Consider the following 16688-nt stretch of genomic DNA (forward strand, 5'->3'; position numbering starts at 1 on the left):
ATGGAATTACGCAGACCAAGACTAGCAGACAAAGAAACAGTTTTAGAGTTGATGGCAGAGTTTGAAAAGAGCCAATCAGCCCATGATGGAGGATTTTGGGATACAGAGAACTTTGTGTATGAAGAGTGGTTGGAGACAAATATGCAAAAAGAAATAGGAATAAACTTGCCTGAAAATCGTGTTCCTTCTATTCAATTTGTATCATTTGATGATGTAGGTCGTGCTCTAGGATTTTTGAATCTGCGATTGAGACTGAATGAGGGGTTACTGAATTGTGCTGGCCATATCGGCTATTCCGTCCGTCCATCTGAAAGAGGCAAAGGTTATGCTAAGGAAACTCTCCGTCAGGGCTTGCAAGTTGCTAAGGAAAAGAACATCAAGAAAGCTCTTGTGACCTGTAGCGTGAATAATCCTGCTAGCAGAGCAGTCATTCTAGCAAATGGAGGGATTCTTGAAGATGTTCGTAATGGAGTTGAGCGTTATTGGATAGAGGTAGCGAATGAATAATCCAAAACCACAAGAATGGAAAAGTGAGGAACTCAGTCAAGGGCGTATCATTGACTACAAGGCCTTTAACTTTGTAGATGGAGAAGGAGTGCGCAACTCTCTCTATGTATCGGGTTGTATGTTTCACTGCGAGGGGTGCTATAATGTTGCGACTTGGTCTTTTAATGCAGGCATTCCCTATACAGCAGAATTAGAAGAACAGATCATGGCAGATCTTGCTCAACCTTATGTTCAGGGCTTGACCTTGCTGGGAGGAGAGCCTTTTCTCAATACTGGCATTCTCTTGCCTCTCGTTAAACGCATCCGAAAGGAATTGCCAGATAAAGACATCTGGTCCTGGACGGGCTATACTTGGGAAGAGATGATGCTGGAAACTCCAGATAAAATGGAACTCTTGTCACTGATTGATATTCTTGTTGATGGAAGATACGATCGAACTAAAAGAAATCTCATGCTTCAGTTCCGAGGTTCGTCCAACCAACGAATTATCGATGTGCAAAAATCACTTAAAAGTGGGCAAGTAGTCATTTGGGACAAGCTTAATGACGGAAAAGAAAGCTATGAACAGGTGAAGAGAGAGTAACTTTCTTCCATAGAATATTTAAATAAATGACCTATCAAAAAAGAAAACATTTTCATGTTAAAAATTAAAAAAAACAGCAACAAATCCCTTGCAATCGCAGGGGCTTTGTGTTATTCTATTATGGTGCTGTAAATTACAGCTTTAGCTTTGATGCAAGAGGTTGCGACACGCTCGGTTGCATTGCCACGCAACACCGCGTCGGTTTTCTTGTGGAGCTAGCCTATTATCTTAAATAGACGAAAAGGAGAAAAAGATGGCAAACAAAAAAATCCGTATCCGTTTGAAAGCTTACGAACACCGTACGCTTGACACAGCGGCTGCAAAAATCGTAGAATCAGCTACTCGTACAGGTGCACAAGTTGCGGGTCCAATCCCACTTCCAACTGAACGTAGCCTCTACACAATTATTCGTGCGACTCACAAATACAAAGACTCTCGCGAACAATTTGAAATGCGTACACACAAACGTTTGATCGATATCGTTAACCCAACTCAAAAAACAGTTGATGCCTTGATGAAATTGGATCTTCCAAGTGGTGTAAACGTAGAAATCAAACTTTAATCTAAAATATAAAAGAGCAGAGGCAGGTGTTTCAATCTAATTGAACACGGGCTAAACTCGGTGTGAAAAAAGATAAACTTCCTAGTGTCTGCTAGACACTGCGTCAGTTTCCTATTTTCACTTTGAGTTTGACGCCCTTTGTATCTTAGACTTGAGCATAAAAAACGCTCGTTAAAAACTTTTTGAATAAAAAATATAGAAAAGGAACTATTTTCTCATGACAAAAGGAATCTTAGGGAAAAAAGTGGGAATGACTCAAATCTTCACTGAAGCTGGCGAATTGATCCCTGTAACAGTTATTGAAGCAACTCCAAACGTTGTTCTTCAAGTTAAAACTGTTGAAACAGACGGATACAACGCTATCCAAGTTGGTTTCGATGACAAACGCGAAGTATTGAGCAACAAACCTGCTAAAGGACATGTAGCGAAAGCTAACACGGCTCCTAAGCGCTTCATTCGTGAATTCAAAAACGTTGAAGGCTTGGAAGTTGGTGCTGAAATCACTGTTGAAACATTCGCAGCTGGAGACGTTGTTGACGTAACTGGTACTTCTAAAGGTAAAGGTTTCCAAGGTGTTATCAAACGCCACGGACAATCACGTGGACCTATGGCTCACGGTTCTCGTTACCACCGTCGTCCAGGTTCTATGGGACCTGTTGCACCTAACCGCGTATTCAAAGGTAAAAACCTTGCAGGACGTATGGGTGGCGACCGCGTAACAATTCAAAACCTTGAAGTTGTACAAGTTGTTCCAGAAAAGAACGTTATCCTTATCAAAGGTAACGTACCAGGTGCTAAGAAATCTCTTATCACTATCAAATCAGCAGTTAAAGCTGGTAAATAATAAGGAAAGGGGAATACAGTCAAAATGGCAAATGTAACATTATTCGACCAAACTGGTAAACAAGCGGGCGAAGTTGTTCTTAATGATGCAATCTTTGGTATCGAACCAAATGAATCTGTTGTGTTTGATGTGATCATCAGCCAACGTGCTAGCCTTCGTCAAGGAACTCACGCAGTTAAAAACCGCTCAGCTGTTTCAGGTGGCGGACGCAAACCATGGCGTCAAAAAGGAACTGGACGTGCTCGTCAAGGTTCTATCCGCTCTCCACAATGGCGTGGTGGTGGTGTTGTCTTCGGACCAACTCCACGTTCATACGGCTACAAACTTCCACAAAAAGTTCGTCGCCTAGCTCTTAAATCAGTTTACTCTGAAAAAGTTGCTGAAAACAAATTTGTAGCCGTTGATTCTCTTGAATTTACAGCTCCAAAAACTGCTGAATTTGCAAAAGTTCTTGCAGCATTGAGCATCGATTCTAAAGTTCTTGTTATCCTTGAAGAAGGAAATGAATTCGCAGCTCTTTCAGCTCGTAACCTTCCAAACGTGAAAGTTGCAACTGCTACAACTGCAAGTGTTCTTGACATCGCAAATAGCGACAAACTTCTTGTCACACAAGCAGCTATCTCTAAAATCGAGGAGGTTCTTGCATAATGAATTTGTATGATGTTATCAAAAAACCTGTCATCACTGAAAGCTCAATGGCTCAACTTGAAGCAGGAAAATATGTATTTGAAGTTGACACTCGTGCACACAAACTTTTGATCAAGCAAGCTGTTGAAGCTGCTTTCGAAGGTGTTAAAGTTGCCAATGTTAACACAATCAACGTAAAACCTAAAGCTAAACGTGTTGGACGTTACACTGGTTTTACTAACAAAACTAAAAAAGCTATCATCACACTTACAGCTGATTCAAAAGCAATCGAGTTGTTTGCTGCTGAAGCTGAATAATCTAAGGAGGAAATATCGTGGGAATTCGTGTTTATAAACCAACAACAAACGGTCGCCGTAATATGACTTCTTTGGATTTCGCTGAAATCACAACAAGCACTCCTGAAAAATCATTGCTTGTTGCATTGAAGAGCAAGGCTGGTCGTAACAACAACGGTCGTATCACAGTTCGTCACCAAGGTGGTGGACACAAACGTTTCTACCGTTTGGTTGACTTCAAACGTAACAAAGACAACGTTGAAGCAGTTGTTAAAACTATCGAGTACGATCCAAACCGTTCTGCAAACATCGCTCTTGTACACTACACTGACGGTGTGAAAGCATACATCATCGCTCCAAAAGGTCTTGAAGTAGGTCAACGTATCGTTTCAGGTCCAGAAGCAGATATCAAAGTCGGAAACGCTCTTCCACTTGCTAACATCCCAGTTGGTACTTTGATCCACAACATCGAGTTGAAACCAGGTCGTGGTGGTGAATTGGTACGTGCTGCTGGAGCATCTGCTCAAGTATTGGGTTCTGAAGGTAAATACGTACTTGTTCGTCTTCAATCAGGTGAAGTTCGTATGATTCTTGGAACTTGCCGTGCTACAGTTGGTGTTGTCGGAAACGAACAACATGGACTTGTAAACCTTGGTAAAGCAGGACGTAGCCGTTGGAAAGGTATCCGCCCAACAGTTCGTGGTTCTGTAATGAACCCTAACGATCACCCACACGGTGGTGGTGAAGGTAAAGCACCAGTTGGTCGTAAAGCACCATCTACTCCATGGGGCAAACCTGCTCTTGGTCTTAAAACTCGTAACAAGAAAGCGAAATCTGACAAACTTATCGTTCGTCGTCGCAACGAGAAATAATATTAAACTAGTCGCTTAAGCGACTAGTAAATCCGCCAGCTCGGTAGCGCTCCATGTGAGCGCAAGCCGCTGTGGTACAACATTTAAAGGAGAAAATATAAAAATGGGACGCAGTCTTAAAAAAGGACCTTTCGTCGATGAGCATTTGATGAAAAAAGTTGAAGCTCAAGCTAACGACGAAAAGAAAAAAGTTATTAAAACTTGGTCACGTCGTTCAACGATCTTCCCAAGTTTCATTGGTTACACTATTGCAGTTTATGACGGACGTAAACACGTACCTGTTTACATCCAAGAAGACATGGTAGGTCACAAACTTGGTGAATTTGCACCAACTCGTACTTACAAAGGTCACGCTGCAGACGACAAGAAAACACGTAGAAAATAAGGAGAACATAAATGGCAGAAATTACTTCAGCTAAAGCAATGGCTCGTACAGTACGTGTTTCACCTCGTAAATCACGTCTTGTTCTTGATAACATCCGTGGTAAAAGCGTAGCCGATGCAATCGCAATCTTGACATTCACTCCAAACAAAGCTGCTGAAATCATCTTGAAAGTTTTGAACTCAGCTGTAGCTAACGCTGAAAACAACTTTGGTTTGGATAAAGCTAACTTGGTAGTATCTGAAGCATTCGCAAACGAAGGACCAACTATGAAACGTTTCCGTCCACGTGCGAAAGGTTCAGCTTCACCAATCAACAAACGTACAGCTCACATCACTGTAGCTGTTGCAGAAAAATAAGGAGGTAAAATCGTGGGTCAAAAAGTACATCCAATTGGTATGCGTGTCGGCATCATCCGTGATTGGGATGCCAAATGGTATGCTGAAAAAGAATACGCGGATTACCTTCATGAAGATCTTGCAATCCGTAAATTCGTTCAAAAAGAACTTGCTGACGCAGCAGTTTCAACTATCGAAATTGAACGCGCAGTAAACAAAGTTAACGTTTCACTTCACACTGCTAAACCAGGTATGGTTATCGGTAAAGGTGGTGCTAACGTTGATGCACTTCGTGCAAAACTTAACAAATTGACTGGAAAACAAGTACACATCAACATCATCGAAATCAAACAACCTGATTTGGATGCTCACCTTGTAGGTGAAGGAATTGCTCGTCAATTGGAGCAACGTGTTGCTTTCCGTCGTGCACAAAAACAAGCAATCCAACGTGCAATGCGTGCTGGAGCTAAAGGAATCAAAACTCAAGTATCAGGTCGTTTGAACGGTGCAGATATCGCCCGTGCTGAAGGATACTCTGAAGGAACTGTTCCACTTCACACACTTCGTGCAGATATCGATTACGCTTGGGAAGAAGCAGATACTACATACGGTAAACTTGGTGTTAAAGTATGGATCTACCGTGGTGAAGTTCTTCCAGCTCGCAAAAACACTAAAGGAGGTAAATAACCAATGTTAGTACCTAAACGTGTTAAACACCGTCGTGAATTCCGTGGAAAAATGCGCGGTGAAGCAAAAGGTGGAAAAGAAGTAGCATTCGGTGAATACGGTCTTCAAGCTACAACTAGCCACTGGATCACTAACCGCCAAATCGAAGCTGCTCGTATCGCCATGACTCGTTACATGAAACGTGGTGGTAAAGTTTGGATTAAAATCTTCCCACACAAATCATACACTGCTAAAGCTATCGGTGTGCGTATGGGATCTGGTAAAGGGGCACCTGAAGGTTGGGTAGCACCAGTTAAACGTGGTAAAGTGATGTTCGAAATCGCTGGTGTATCTGAAGAGATTGCACGCGAAGCACTTCGTCTTGCTAGCCATAAATTGCCAGTTAAATGTAAATTCGTAAAACGTGAAGCAGAATAAGGAGAAGGCATGAAACTTAATGAAGTAAAAGAATTTGTTAAAGAACTTCGTGGTCTTTCTCAAGAAGAACTCGCGAAGCGCGAAAACGAATTGAAAAAAGAATTGTTTGAACTTCGTTTCCAAGCTGCTACTGGTCAATTGGAACAAACAGCTCGCTTGAAAGAAGTTAAAAAACAAATCGCTCGTATCAAAACAGTTCAATCTGAAGCGAAATAATAGACTAGGGAAGGAGAAATTTCAATGGAACGCAATAATCGTAAAGTTCTTGTTGGACGTGTTGTATCTGACAAAATGGACAAGACAATCACAGTTGTAGTTGAAACAAAACGTAACCACCCAGTCTATGGTAAACGTATTAACTACTCTAAAAAATACAAAGCTCATGATGAAAACAATGTTGCCAAAGAAGGCGATATCGTACGTATCATGGAAACTCGTCCGCTTTCAGCTACAAAACGTTTCCGTCTTGTAGAAGTTGTTGAAGAAGCGGTCATCATCTAATCAAACCTGAAAGGAGAAAACTGAAATGATTCAAACAGAAACTCGTTTGAAAGTCGCAGACAACAGCGGTGCTCGCGAAATCTTGACTATCAAAGTTCTTGGTGGTTCAGGACGTAAATTTGCAAACATCGGTGATGTTATCGTGGCATCTGTAAAACAAGCTACTCCTGGTGGTGCGGTTAAAAAAGGTGACGTTGTTAAAGCAGTTATCGTTCGTACTAAATCAGGTGCTCGTCGTGCTGATGGTTCATACATCAAATTTGACGAAAACGCAGCAGTTATCATCCGTGAAGACAAAACTCCTCGCGGAACACGTATCTTTGGCCCAGTTGCACGTGAATTGCGTGAAGGTGGCTTCATGAAGATCGTGTCACTTGCTCCAGAAGTACTTTAATTTTTAGAAACAAACTAGTCCCCTAGCTTCAAGCTAGGGTGCCCTTATGGGCGTAAGAAAAATCAAGGAGAAACCTAATGTTTGTAAAAAAAGGCGACAAAGTTCGCGTAATCGCTGGTAAAGATAAGGGAACAGAAGCTGTTGTCCTTACTGCCCTTCCAAAAGTAAACAAAGTTATCGTTGAAGGTGTTAACATCGTTAAGAAACACCAACGTCCAACTAACGAGCTTCCTCAAGGTGGTATCATCGAAAAAGAAGCAGCTATCCACGTATCAAACGTTCAAGTTTTGGATAAAAATGGTGTAGCTGGTCGTGTTGGTTACAAATTTGTAGACGGTAAAAAAGTTCGCTACAACAAAAAATCAGGCGAAGTGCTTGATTAATCACGAAGGAAAGGAGAAGTATAATGGCAAATCGTTTAAAAGAAAAATATCTTAATGAAGTAGTTCCTGCTTTGACAGAACAATTCAACTACTCATCAGTGATGGCTGTGCCTAAAGTAGATAAGATCGTTTTGAACATGGGTGTTGGTGAAGCTGTATCAAACGCTAAAACCCTTGAAAAAGCTGCTGAAGAATTGGCACTTATCTCAGGTCAAAAACCACTTATCACTAAAGCTAAAAAATCAATCGCCGGCTTCCGTCTTCGTGAAGGTGTTGCGATCGGTGCAAAAGTTACCCTTCGTGGTGAACGTATGTACGAATTCTTGGATAAATTGGTTTCAGTTTCACTTCCACGTGTACGTGACTTCCACGGTGTTCCAACAAAATCATTTGATGGACGCGGAAACTACACACTTGGTGTGAAAGAACAATTGATCTTCCCAGAAATCAACTTCGATGACGTCGACAAAACTCGTGGTCTTGACATCGTTATCGTAACAACTGCTAACACTGACGAAGAGTCACGTGCATTGCTTACAGGCCTTGGAATGCCTTTTGCAAAATAATATAGGAGGTAAATCTAATGGCTAAAAAATCAATGATTGCTAAGAACAAACGTCCAGCGAAGTTCTCTACTCAAGCTTATACTCGTTGTGAAAAATGTGGTCGTCCACATTCAGTTTACCGCAAATTTAAACTTTGCCGTGTTTGCTTCCGTGAATTAGCTTACAAAGGACAAATCCCTGGTGTAACAAAAGCATCTTGGTAATTGAAGATATCAAGGGCGTCAAAACTCCAAGTGAAAATAGGAAACTTGACGAAGAAACTGAAGTTTCTAGGAAAGTTTATCTTTTTCACACAGAGTTTAGCCCGGGTTCAGTTGGACTTGCCAATTTGAACACGAGCTACAGCTTTGGCAAAAAAGACCAATTTGCTTTGGAGCATTGCTCCTGCATCAAATTGCCTATTTTTGCTCTTGCTGTTACGCTCTTTGTATCATGTATTAACTAGCAAGTGCAACTTGCAAACTACTAGTAAGAGGAGAAAAACAAAATGGTTATGACTGACCCAATCGCAGACTTCCTAACTCGTATTCGTAACGCTAACCAAGCGAAACACGAAGTACTTGAAGTACCTGCATCAAACATCAAAAAAGGGATTGCTGAAATCCTTAAACGCGAAGGTTTTGTAAAAAACGTTGAAATCATCGAAGATGACAAACAAGGCATCATCCGTGTATTCCTTAAATACGGACCAAACGGTGAAAAAGTTATCACTAACTTGAAACGTGTTTCTAAACCAGGACTTCGTGTCTACAAAAAACGTGAAGACCTTCCAAAAGTTCTTAACGGACTTGGAATTGCTATCCTTTCAACTTCTGAAGGTTTGCTTACTGATAAAGAAGCACGCCAAAAGAATGTTGGTGGTGAGGTTATCGCTTACGTTTGGTAATATTTAGCTCCCAATTTCTTTGTGACTCTTCGTTATCGTCTCTAGCCTAACCCAAAGTTATGCCTGCGAGACGATGCCTAGATTCACTTTGAAATTGAAACCTAAATGTTCCTTTAAATCGAGAAATCGATTTAGCCCCCGTGAAAACTGGCCGTATGGCCTGACAATTTAACAGGAGAAAATAAACATGTCACGTATTGGTAATAAAGTTATCGTGTTGCCTGCTGGTGTTGAACTCACTAACAATGACAACGTTGTAACTGTAAAAGGACCTAAAGGAGAACTTACTCGTGAGTTCTCAAAAGATATTGAAATCCGTGTGGAAGGTACTGAAGTAACTCTTCACCGTCCAAACGATTCAAAAGAAATGAAAACTATCCACGGAACTACTCGTGCCCTTTTGAACAACATGGTTGTTGGTGTATCAGAAGGATTCAAGAAAGAACTTGAAATGCGCGGGGTTGGTTACCGTGCACAACTTCAAGGAACTAAACTTGTTTTGGCTGTTGGTAAATCTCATCCAGACGAAGTTGAAGCTCCAGAAGGAATTACTTTTGAACTTCCAAACCCAACAACAATCGTTGTTAGCGGAATTTCAAAAGAAGTAGTTGGTCAAACAGCTGCTTACGTACGTAGCCTTCGTTCACCAGAACCATATAAAGGTAAAGGTATCCGTTACGTTGGTGAATTCGTTCGCCGTAAAGAAGGTAAAACAGGTAAATAATGTTGAGTGGTTGATTTTCAACCACCAACCTATTTTCCAACTTTGTGCATAGCACACGATTTAAAACTAAAGAGGTGAAAACTGTGATTTCAAAACCAGATAAAAACAAACTCCGCCAAAAACGCCACCGTCGCGTTCGCGGAAAACTCTCTGGAACTGCTGATCGCCCACGTTTGAACGTATTCCGTTCTAATACAGGCATCTACGCTCAAGTGATTGATGACGTAGCGGGTGTAACGCTCGCAAGTGCTTCAACTCTTGACAAAGAAGTTTCAAAAGGAACTAAAACTGAACAAGCCGTTGCTGTCGGTAAACTCGTTGCAGAACGTGCAAACGCTAAAGGTATTTCAGAAGTGGTGTTCGACCGCGGTGGATATCTATATCACGGACGTGTGAAAGCTTTGGCTGATGCAGCTCGTGAAAACGGATTGAAATTCTAATAGGAGGACACTAGAAAATGGCATTTAAAGACAATGCAGTTGAATTAGAAGAACGCGTAGTTGCTGTCAACCGTGTTACAAAAGTTGTTAAAGGTGGACGTCGTCTTCGTTTCGCAGCTCTTGTTGTTGTTGGTGACCACAACGGTCGCGTAGGATTTGGTACTGGTAAAGCTCAAGAAGTTCCAGAAGCAATCCGTAAAGCAGTAGATGATGCTAAGAAAAACTTGATCGAAGTTCCTATGGTTGGAACAACAATCCCACACGAAGTTCTTTCAGAATTCGGTGGAGCTAAAGTATTGTTGAAACCTGCTGTAGAAGGTTCTGGAGTTGCCGCTGGTGGTGCAGTTCGTGCCGTTGTGGAATTGGCAGGTGTGGCAGATATTACATCTAAATCACTTGGTTCTAACACTCCAATCAACATTGTTCGTGCAACTGTTGAAGGTTTGAAACAATTGAAACGCGCTGAAGAAGTTGCTGCCCTTCGTGGTATTTCAGTTTCTGATTTGGCATAAGAAAGGGGATAAAATGGCTCAAATTAAAATTACTTTGACTAAGTCTCCAATCGGACGCATTCCATCACAACGTAAAACTGTTGTAGCACTTGGACTTGGCAAATTGAACAGCTCTGTTATTAAAGAAGACAACGCTGCTATCCGTGGTATGATCACAGCAGTATCTCACTTGGTAACAGTTGAAGAAGTAAACTAATGAATTTTTAGGGGATGTGCAGTATACCATCCCCTAAAACTAGATATAGTCATCTATGATGACGTCGTATAGGCGAGTTGATGGGGGAGACAACCTTTTCTCCCTTATCGGCGCTAGCATTTTACAAAAGAGGAGAAAATAAAAATGAAACTTCATGAATTGAAACCTGCAGAAGGTTCTCGTAAAGTACGTAACCGCGTTGGTCGTGGTACTTCATCAGGTAACGGTAAAACATCTGGTCGTGGTCAAAAAGGTCAAAAAGCTCGTAGCGGTGGCGGAGTTCGCCTTGGTTTTGAAGGTGGACAAACTCCATTGTTCCGTCGTCTTCCAAAACGTGGATTCACTAACATCAACGCTAAAGAATACGCAATTGTGAACCTTGACCAATTGAACGTCTTTGAAGATGGTGCTGAAGTAACTCCAGTTGTTCTTATCGAAGCAGGAATTGTTAAAGCTGAAAAATCAGGTATTAAAATTCTTGGTAACGGTGAGTTGACTAAGAAATTGACTGTGAAAGCAGCTAAATTCTCTAAATCAGCTGAAGAAGCTATCACTGCTAAAGGTGGTTCAGTAGAAGTCATCTAAGAGAGGTGACCTATGTTTTTTAAATTATTAAGAGAAGCTCTTAAAGTCAAGCAGGTTCGATCAAAAATTTTATTTACAATTTTTATCGTTTTGGTCTTTCGTATCGGGACTAGCATTACAGTTCCTGGTGTGAATGCTAATAGCTTGAATGCTTTAAGTGGATTATCCTTCTTAAACATGTTGAGCTTGGTGTCAGGAAATGCCATGAAAAACTTCTCAGTTTTTGCTCTTGGTGTTAGCCCCTACATTACGGCCTCTATCGTTGTCCAACTCTTGCAAATGGATATTTTACCCAAATTTGTAGAGTGGGGTAAACAAGGGGAAGTAGGTCGAAGAAAATTGAATCAAGCTACTCGTTATATTGCTCTAGTTCTCGCTTTTGTGCAATCTATCGGGATTACAGCTGGTTTTAATACTTTGGCTGGAGCTCAATTGTTGAAAACAGCTCTTACTCCACAAGTCTTTATCATGATTGGTATCATCTTAACAGCTGGTAGCATGATCGTGACTTGGTTGGGAGAGCAAATTACAGATAAGGGATACGGAAATGGTGTTTCTATGATTATCTTTGCCGGAATTGTTGCCTCAATTCCAGAGATGATTCAGGGCATCTATGTGGACTACTTTGTGAACGTTCCAAGTGACCGTATCAACTCATCTATTATTTTTGTTATCATTTTGATTATTACTGTATTGTTGATCATTTACTTTACAACTTATGTTCAACAAGCAGAATACAAAATTCCAATCCAATATACTAAGGTTGCACAAGGCGCTCCATCTAGCTCTTACCTTCCTTTGAAAGTAAACCCTGCTGGAGTTATCCCTGTTATCTTTGCAAGTTCGATTACTGCGGCGCCAGCAGCTATTCTACAGTTTTTAAGCGCTACAGGTCATGATTGGGCTTGGGTAAGAACAGCACAAGAAATGCTGGCAACAACTTCACCAACTGGTATTGCTATGTATGCTTTATTGATTATTCTCTTTACATTCTTCTATACGTTTGTACAGATTAATCCTGAAAAAGCGGCAGAAAACCTACAAAAGAGCGGTGCCTATATCCACGGAGTTCGTCCTGGTAAAGGTACAGAAGAATATATGTCTAAACTTCTTCGTCGTCTTGCAACTGTTGGTTCTCTCTTCCTTGGTGTGATTTCTATTTTACCGATTGTAGCAAAAGATGTTTTCGGACTTTCAGAGGCAGTTGCTTTTGGAGGAACTAGTCTTTTGATCATTATCTCTACAGGTATTGAAGGAATCAAACAATTGGAAGGTTACCTATTGAAACGTAAGTATGTTGGTTTCATGGATAGAACAGAATAAAAGTATTTACTGATACTCTTCGGAAATCAAATTCAAACCACGTCAGCTTCACCTTGCCGTACTCAAGTACAGCCTGCGGCTAGCTTTCTAGTTTGCTCTTTGATTTTCATTGAGTATGAATCAGTAAATGCTGAGGGAGTGGAGGTTTAACTCTAACATTTGTGAGAGTTTGGTCTCCCCTCTTCTATTTTGTTTTTAAATAGGGGTGAAAAGACTTTTTACTTCTATTTAAAAATAAAATAAGGAGATCAAATCATGAATCTTTTGATTATGGGCTTACCTGGTGCAGGTAAGGGAACTCAAGCAGCAAAAATCGTAGAACAATTCCATGTTGCACATATCTCAACTGGTGATATGTTCCGCGCTGCAATGGCAAATCAAACTGAAATGGGTGTTCTTGCTAAGTCATACATTGACAAGGGTGAATTGGTTCCTGACGAAGTTACAAATGGAATCGTAAAAGAACGTCTTTCACAAGATGATATTAAAGAAACAGGATTCTTGTTGGATGGTTACCCACGTACAATTGAACAAGCTCATGCCTTGGACAAAACATTGGCTGAACTTGGCATCGAACTAGAAGGTGTTATCAACATCGAAGTGAATCCAGACAGCCTCTTGGAACGTTTGAGTGGTCGTATCATCCACCGCGTAACTGGAGAAACTTTCCATAAGGTCTTTAACCCACCAGTTGACTATAAAGAAGAAGATTACTATCAACGTGAAGATGATAAGCCTGAGACAGTAAAACGTCGTTTGGATGTAAATATTGCTCAAGGGGAACCAATCATTGCTCACTACCGTGCCAAAGGTTTGGTTCATGACATCGAAGGTAATCAAGATATCAATGATGTCTTCTCAGATATCGAAAAAGTATTGACAAATTTGAAATAAAGCGTTTTTCACACTTGCAAAAATCCGCTACAAATGTTATACTGAGATAGTCTGACTTATAATTGTTGTCTCTGTGTCTAGAGGCATCGAATCGAAATTTATGGAGGTGCTTTTGCGTGGCAAAAGACGATGTGATTGAAGTTGAAGGCAAAGTAGTTGATACAATGCCGAATGCAATGTTTACGGTTGAACTTGAAAATGGACATCAGATTTTAGCAACAGTTTCTGGTAAAATTCGTAAAAACTATATTCGTATTTTAGCGGGAGATCGTGTTACTGTCGAAATGAGTCCATATGACTTGACACGTGGACGTATCACTTACCGCTTTAAATAATCGAAAAACTTGGAGGGATAAGAAATGAAAGTAAGACCATCGGTCAAACCAATTTGCGAATACTGTAAAGTTATTCGTCGTAATGGTCGTGTTATGGTAATTTGCCCAGCAAATCCAAAACACAAACAACGTCAAGGATAAGATAGAAAGGAGAAAACATGGCTCGTATTGCTGGAGTTGACATTCCAAATGACAAACGCGTAGTAATCTCATTGACTTATGTTTATGGTATCGGACTTGCAACATCTAAGAAAATTTTGGCTGCTGCTGGAATCTCAGAAGATGTTCGTGTACGTGATCTTACATCAGATCAAGAAGATGCTATCCGTCGTGAAGTGGATGCAATCAAAGTTGAAGGTGACCTTCGTCGTGAAGTAAACTTGAACATCAAACGTTTGATGGAAATCGGTTCATACCGTGGTATCCGTCACCGTCGTGGACTTCCTGTCCGTGGACAAAACACTAAAAACAACGCTCGCACTCGTAAAGGTAAAGCTGTTGCGATTGCTGGTAAGAAAAAATAATATAGGAGGTAAAAGTCTTGGCTAAACCAACACGTAAACGTCGTGTGAAAAAGAATATCGAATCTGGTATTGCTCATATTCACGCTACATTTAATAACACTATTGTTATGATTACTGATGTGCATGGTAATGCAATTGCTTGGTCATCAGCTGGTGCTCTTGGTTTCAAAGGTTCTCGTAAATCTACACCATTCGCTGCTCAAATGGCTTCTGAAGCTGCTGCTAAATCTGCACAAGAACACGGTCTTAAATCAGTTGAAGTTACTGTAAAAGGTCCAGGTTCTGGTCGTGAGTCAGCTATTCGTGCGCTTGCTGCCGCTGGTCTTGAAGTAACAGCAATTCGTGATGTGACTCCAGTGCCACACAATGGTGCTCGTCCTCCAAAACGTCGCCGTGTATAATCATCGCATTACACTGCTTTTCGTTTAAGAGGGAGTAACTAAATGATCGAGTTTGAAAAACCAAATATAACAAAAATTGATGAAAATAAAGATTATGGCAAGTTTGTAATCGAACCACTTGAACGTGGCTACGGTACAACTCTTGGTAACTCTCTTCGTCGTGTACTTCTAGCTTCTCTACCAGGAGCAGCTGTGACATCTATCAACATTGATGGTGTGTTACATGAGTTTGACACAGTTCCAGGTGTTCGTGAAGACGTGATGCAAATCATTCTGAACATTAAAGGAATTGCAGTGAAATCGTACGTTGAAGACGAAAAAATCATCGAACTGGATGTTGAAGGTCCTGCTGAAGTAACAGCTGGTGACATTTTAACAGATAGCGATATTGAAATTGTAGATCCAGATCATTATCTCTTTACAATCGGTGAAGGTTCTTCGCTAAAAGCGACTATGACTGTTAACAGTGGTCGTGGATATGTACCTGCTGATGAAAATAAAAAAGATAATGCACCAGTTGGAACACTTGCTGTAGATTCTATTTATACACCAGTTACAAAAGTCAACTATCAAGTGGAACCTGCTCGTGTAGGTAGCAATGATGGATTTGACAAATTAACCCTTGAAATCTTGACAAATGGAACAATTATTCCAGAAGATGCTTTAGGGCTTTCAGCACGTATCTTGACAGAACATCTTGATTTGTTTACAAATCTTACTGAGATTGCTAAGTCAACTGAAGTGATGAAAGAAGCTGATACTGAATCTGACGACCGTATTTTGGATCGTACGATTGAGGAACTGGACTTGTCTGTGCGTTCATACAACTGTTTGAAACGTGCCGGTATCAATACTGTGCATGATTTGACAGAAAAATCTGAAGCAGAGATGATGAAAGTACGAAATCTTGGACGCAAGAGTTTGGAAGAAGTGAAACTCAAACTCATTGATTTGGGTCTTGGATTAAAAGATAAATAAAGGAGGAATACATGGCTTACCGTAAACTAGGACGCACTAGCTCACAACGTAAAGCAATGCTTCGCGATTTGACAACTGACCTTTTGATCAACGAATCAATTGTGACAACTGAAGCTCGTGCTAAAGAAATCCGTAAAACTGTTGAAAAAATGATTACTCTAGGTAAACGTGGTGATTTGCATGCACGTCGTCAAGCAGCTGCTTTCGTACGTAATGAAATCGCATCTGAAAACTATGATGAAGCAACTGATAAGTACACTTCTACTACAGCACTTCAAAAATTGTTCTCAGAAATTGCACCTCGTTATGCTGAACGTAACGGTGGATACACTCGTATCCTTAAAACTGAACCACGTCGTGGTGATGCAGCGCCAATGGCGATCATCGAATTAGTATAAAATCATCAATTTTGTTGAGTGTTATGATGATGGAGTCTTGTGCTCTTAGTCTAGCTCTGGTCTACCGCTAGGATTTCGGTCCTAGCGGGAACACTCATCATAAGTTGGGATAGTAGACGCTTGTTTACGAAATTGTTTTTTTCTTAAGAACAACTTCGTAAGCAGGCGTTTTTGAGTATTTTAGTTAGAATTATGCTATACTATTTGAAAAGAATCCTGTTTAATGTTCAGGTTTCCTATTAAAAGAAGAATTGGAGTTTGCTTATGAAAGCGATTATAACTGTTGTTGGTAAAGATAAATCTGGAATTGTTGCAGGTGTTTCTGGTAAAATTGCAGAATTGGGTTTGAATATTGATGATATCTCTCAAACTGTCTTGGATGAATATTTCACGATGATGGCTGTCGTCTCTAGTGATGAAAAGCAGGATTTTACTTATCTGCGAAATGAGTTTGAAACTTTTGGGCAAACTTTGAATGTGAAAATCAATATTCAGAGTGCAGCGATTTTCGAAGCTATGTATAATATCTAGGA

33 protein-coding genes are annotated in these 16688 nt (G+C 40.6%); all 33 read left to right on the forward strand.

From position 1 onward, the window contains the following. Complete coding sequence (locus D8787_RS02445; RefSeq protein ID WP_125420560.1) at positions 1-507, forward strand: GNAT family N-acetyltransferase; 507 nt, start codon at positions 1-3, stop codon at positions 505-507. Further along, positions 500-1090 (forward strand): anaerobic ribonucleoside-triphosphate reductase activating protein, encoded by a 591-nt coding sequence (gene nrdG / locus D8787_RS02450; protein ID WP_125420562.1) that lies wholly within the window; start codon positions 500-502, stop codon positions 1088-1090. Before D8787_RS02445 ends, nrdG begins: the two co-directional genes overlap by 8 nt. 253 nt (positions 1091-1343) lie before the next feature. Beyond that, a complete protein-coding gene (rpsJ, locus tag D8787_RS02455; RefSeq protein ID WP_001284513.1) occupies positions 1344-1652 on the forward strand; it encodes a 30S ribosomal protein S10 in 309 nt (102 codons plus the stop codon). 217 nt (positions 1653-1869) lie between these two features. Next, positions 1870-2496, forward strand: a complete 627-nt coding sequence (gene rplC / locus D8787_RS02460) for a 50S ribosomal protein L3 (RefSeq protein WP_000160197.1) — start codon at positions 1870-1872, stop codon at positions 2494-2496. Between the two features lie 24 nt (positions 2497-2520). After that, positions 2521-3144 (forward strand): 50S ribosomal protein L4, encoded by a 624-nt coding sequence (gene rplD / locus D8787_RS02465; protein WP_125420564.1) that lies wholly within the window; start codon positions 2521-2523, stop codon positions 3142-3144. Then, a complete protein-coding gene (locus tag D8787_RS02470; RefSeq protein WP_001055347.1) occupies positions 3144-3440 on the forward strand; it encodes a 50S ribosomal protein L23 in 297 nt (98 codons plus the stop codon). The genes rplD and D8787_RS02470 overlap by 1 nt, the downstream gene beginning before the upstream one ends. Before the next feature lie 17 nt (positions 3441-3457). Then, a complete protein-coding gene (rplB, locus tag D8787_RS02475; protein WP_000512911.1) occupies positions 3458-4291 on the forward strand; it encodes a 50S ribosomal protein L2 in 834 nt (277 codons plus the stop codon). 103 nt (positions 4292-4394) lie between these two features. After that, positions 4395-4676 (forward strand): 30S ribosomal protein S19, encoded by a 282-nt coding sequence (gene rpsS, locus D8787_RS02480; protein WP_000533766.1) that lies wholly within the window; start codon positions 4395-4397, stop codon positions 4674-4676. Positions 4677-4687: 11 nt separating this feature from the next. Continuing rightward, a complete protein-coding gene (gene rplV / locus D8787_RS02485) occupies positions 4688-5032 on the forward strand; it encodes a 50S ribosomal protein L22 (protein ID WP_000818137.1) in 345 nt (114 codons plus the stop codon). Between the two features lie 12 nt (positions 5033-5044). Further along, positions 5045-5698, forward strand: a complete 654-nt coding sequence (gene rpsC / locus D8787_RS02490) for a 30S ribosomal protein S3 (protein ID WP_000529936.1) — start codon at positions 5045-5047, stop codon at positions 5696-5698. Between the two features lie 3 nt (positions 5699-5701). After that, positions 5702-6115: a 50S ribosomal protein L16 gene (rplP, locus tag D8787_RS02495; protein WP_000960946.1), complete on the forward strand. Its 414-nt coding sequence runs from the start codon at positions 5702-5704 to the stop codon at positions 6113-6115. A 9-nt stretch (positions 6116-6124) separates the two neighbouring features. Then, on the forward strand, positions 6125-6331 hold the full coding sequence (gene rpmC, locus D8787_RS02500; RefSeq protein WP_000772918.1) for a 50S ribosomal protein L29: 207 nt from the start codon (positions 6125-6127) through the stop codon (positions 6329-6331). A gap of 24 nt (positions 6332-6355) precedes the next feature. Next, positions 6356-6616 carry a 30S ribosomal protein S17 gene (gene rpsQ, locus D8787_RS02505; RefSeq protein WP_000440801.1) on the forward strand — a complete coding sequence of 87 codons (261 nt, stop codon included), beginning with the start codon at positions 6356-6358 and terminating at the stop codon, positions 6614-6616. Between the two features lie 25 nt (positions 6617-6641). Further along, positions 6642-7010: a 50S ribosomal protein L14 gene (rplN, locus tag D8787_RS02510; RefSeq protein ID WP_000616545.1), complete on the forward strand. Its 369-nt coding sequence runs from the start codon at positions 6642-6644 to the stop codon at positions 7008-7010. Positions 7011-7087: 77 nt separating this feature from the next. Then, on the forward strand, positions 7088-7393 hold the full coding sequence (gene rplX, locus D8787_RS02515) for a 50S ribosomal protein L24 (RefSeq protein WP_000497691.1): 306 nt from the start codon (positions 7088-7090) through the stop codon (positions 7391-7393). A 23-nt stretch (positions 7394-7416) separates the two neighbouring features. Further along, complete coding sequence (gene rplE / locus D8787_RS02520) at positions 7417-7959, forward strand: 50S ribosomal protein L5 (RefSeq protein ID WP_125420566.1); 543 nt, start codon at positions 7417-7419, stop codon at positions 7957-7959. Positions 7960-7976: 17 nt separating this feature from the next. Continuing rightward, on the forward strand, positions 7977-8162 hold the full coding sequence (locus tag D8787_RS02525; RefSeq protein ID WP_001085697.1) for a type Z 30S ribosomal protein S14: 186 nt from the start codon (positions 7977-7979) through the stop codon (positions 8160-8162). Further along, positions 8156-8404, forward strand: coding sequence for a hypothetical protein (locus D8787_RS11670; protein WP_221765908.1), 249 nt, complete (start codon positions 8156-8158; stop codon positions 8402-8404). Before D8787_RS02525 ends, D8787_RS11670 begins: the two co-directional genes overlap by 7 nt. 42 nt (positions 8405-8446) lie before the next feature. Then, positions 8447-8845: a 30S ribosomal protein S8 gene (rpsH, locus tag D8787_RS02530; RefSeq protein ID WP_000245504.1), complete on the forward strand. Its 399-nt coding sequence runs from the start codon at positions 8447-8449 to the stop codon at positions 8843-8845. A gap of 187 nt (positions 8846-9032) precedes the next feature. Then, positions 9033-9569, forward strand: coding sequence for a 50S ribosomal protein L6 (gene rplF, locus D8787_RS02535; RefSeq protein WP_033684406.1), 537 nt, complete (start codon positions 9033-9035; stop codon positions 9567-9569). An 83-nt stretch (positions 9570-9652) separates the two neighbouring features. After that, on the forward strand, positions 9653-10009 hold the full coding sequence (gene rplR, locus D8787_RS02540) for a 50S ribosomal protein L18 (RefSeq protein ID WP_000624044.1): 357 nt from the start codon (positions 9653-9655) through the stop codon (positions 10007-10009). Positions 10010-10026: 17 nt separating this feature from the next. Further along, a complete protein-coding gene (gene rpsE, locus D8787_RS02545) occupies positions 10027-10521 on the forward strand; it encodes a 30S ribosomal protein S5 (RefSeq protein ID WP_000874202.1) in 495 nt (164 codons plus the stop codon). A 13-nt stretch (positions 10522-10534) separates the two neighbouring features. Beyond that, positions 10535-10717, forward strand: a complete 183-nt coding sequence (gene rpmD, locus D8787_RS02550; RefSeq protein WP_000057241.1) for a 50S ribosomal protein L30 — start codon at positions 10535-10537, stop codon at positions 10715-10717. A 144-nt stretch (positions 10718-10861) separates the two neighbouring features. Then, on the forward strand, positions 10862-11302 hold the full coding sequence (gene rplO, locus D8787_RS02555) for a 50S ribosomal protein L15 (protein WP_000766087.1): 441 nt from the start codon (positions 10862-10864) through the stop codon (positions 11300-11302). Positions 11303-11314: 12 nt separating this feature from the next. Further along, positions 11315-12625: a preprotein translocase subunit SecY gene (gene secY / locus D8787_RS02560; RefSeq protein ID WP_000465402.1), complete on the forward strand. Its 1311-nt coding sequence runs from the start codon at positions 11315-11317 to the stop codon at positions 12623-12625. 255 nt (positions 12626-12880) lie between these two features. Continuing rightward, a complete protein-coding gene (locus D8787_RS02570) occupies positions 12881-13519 on the forward strand; it encodes an adenylate kinase (RefSeq protein ID WP_001050436.1) in 639 nt (212 codons plus the stop codon). A gap of 116 nt (positions 13520-13635) precedes the next feature. Further along, positions 13636-13854 carry a translation initiation factor IF-1 gene (gene infA, locus D8787_RS02575; protein WP_001029883.1) on the forward strand — a complete coding sequence of 73 codons (219 nt, stop codon included), beginning with the start codon at positions 13636-13638 and terminating at the stop codon, positions 13852-13854. Positions 13855-13878: 24 nt separating this feature from the next. After that, positions 13879-13995, forward strand: a complete 117-nt coding sequence (gene rpmJ, locus D8787_RS02580) for a 50S ribosomal protein L36 (protein ID WP_001808836.1) — start codon at positions 13879-13881, stop codon at positions 13993-13995. Between the two features lie 17 nt (positions 13996-14012). Next, the gene (gene rpsM / locus D8787_RS02585) at positions 14013-14378 is read left to right on the forward strand and encodes a 30S ribosomal protein S13 (protein ID WP_000090781.1); all 366 of its coding nucleotides are present in this window, start codon (positions 14013-14015) and stop codon (positions 14376-14378) included. A 17-nt stretch (positions 14379-14395) separates the two neighbouring features. Further along, positions 14396-14779: a 30S ribosomal protein S11 gene (gene rpsK, locus D8787_RS02590; protein WP_001118385.1), complete on the forward strand. Its 384-nt coding sequence runs from the start codon at positions 14396-14398 to the stop codon at positions 14777-14779. A gap of 42 nt (positions 14780-14821) precedes the next feature. Next, the gene (locus tag D8787_RS02595; RefSeq protein WP_125420568.1) at positions 14822-15757 is read left to right on the forward strand and encodes a DNA-directed RNA polymerase subunit alpha; all 936 of its coding nucleotides are present in this window, start codon (positions 14822-14824) and stop codon (positions 15755-15757) included. Positions 15758-15768: 11 nt separating this feature from the next. Beyond that, entirely contained in the window at positions 15769-16155 is a 387-nt protein-coding gene (gene rplQ, locus D8787_RS02600) for a 50S ribosomal protein L17 (protein WP_000331493.1), read from the forward strand. A gap of 264 nt (positions 16156-16419) precedes the next feature. After that, complete coding sequence (locus D8787_RS02605) at positions 16420-16686, forward strand: ACT domain-containing protein (protein WP_000644126.1); 267 nt, start codon at positions 16420-16422, stop codon at positions 16684-16686. Positions 16687-16688: the final 2 nt, after the last annotated feature.

This window comes from Streptococcus mitis, assembly GCF_003944325.1.
Classification (GTDB): Bacteria; Bacillota; Bacilli; order Lactobacillales; family Streptococcaceae; genus Streptococcus; species Streptococcus mitis_CW.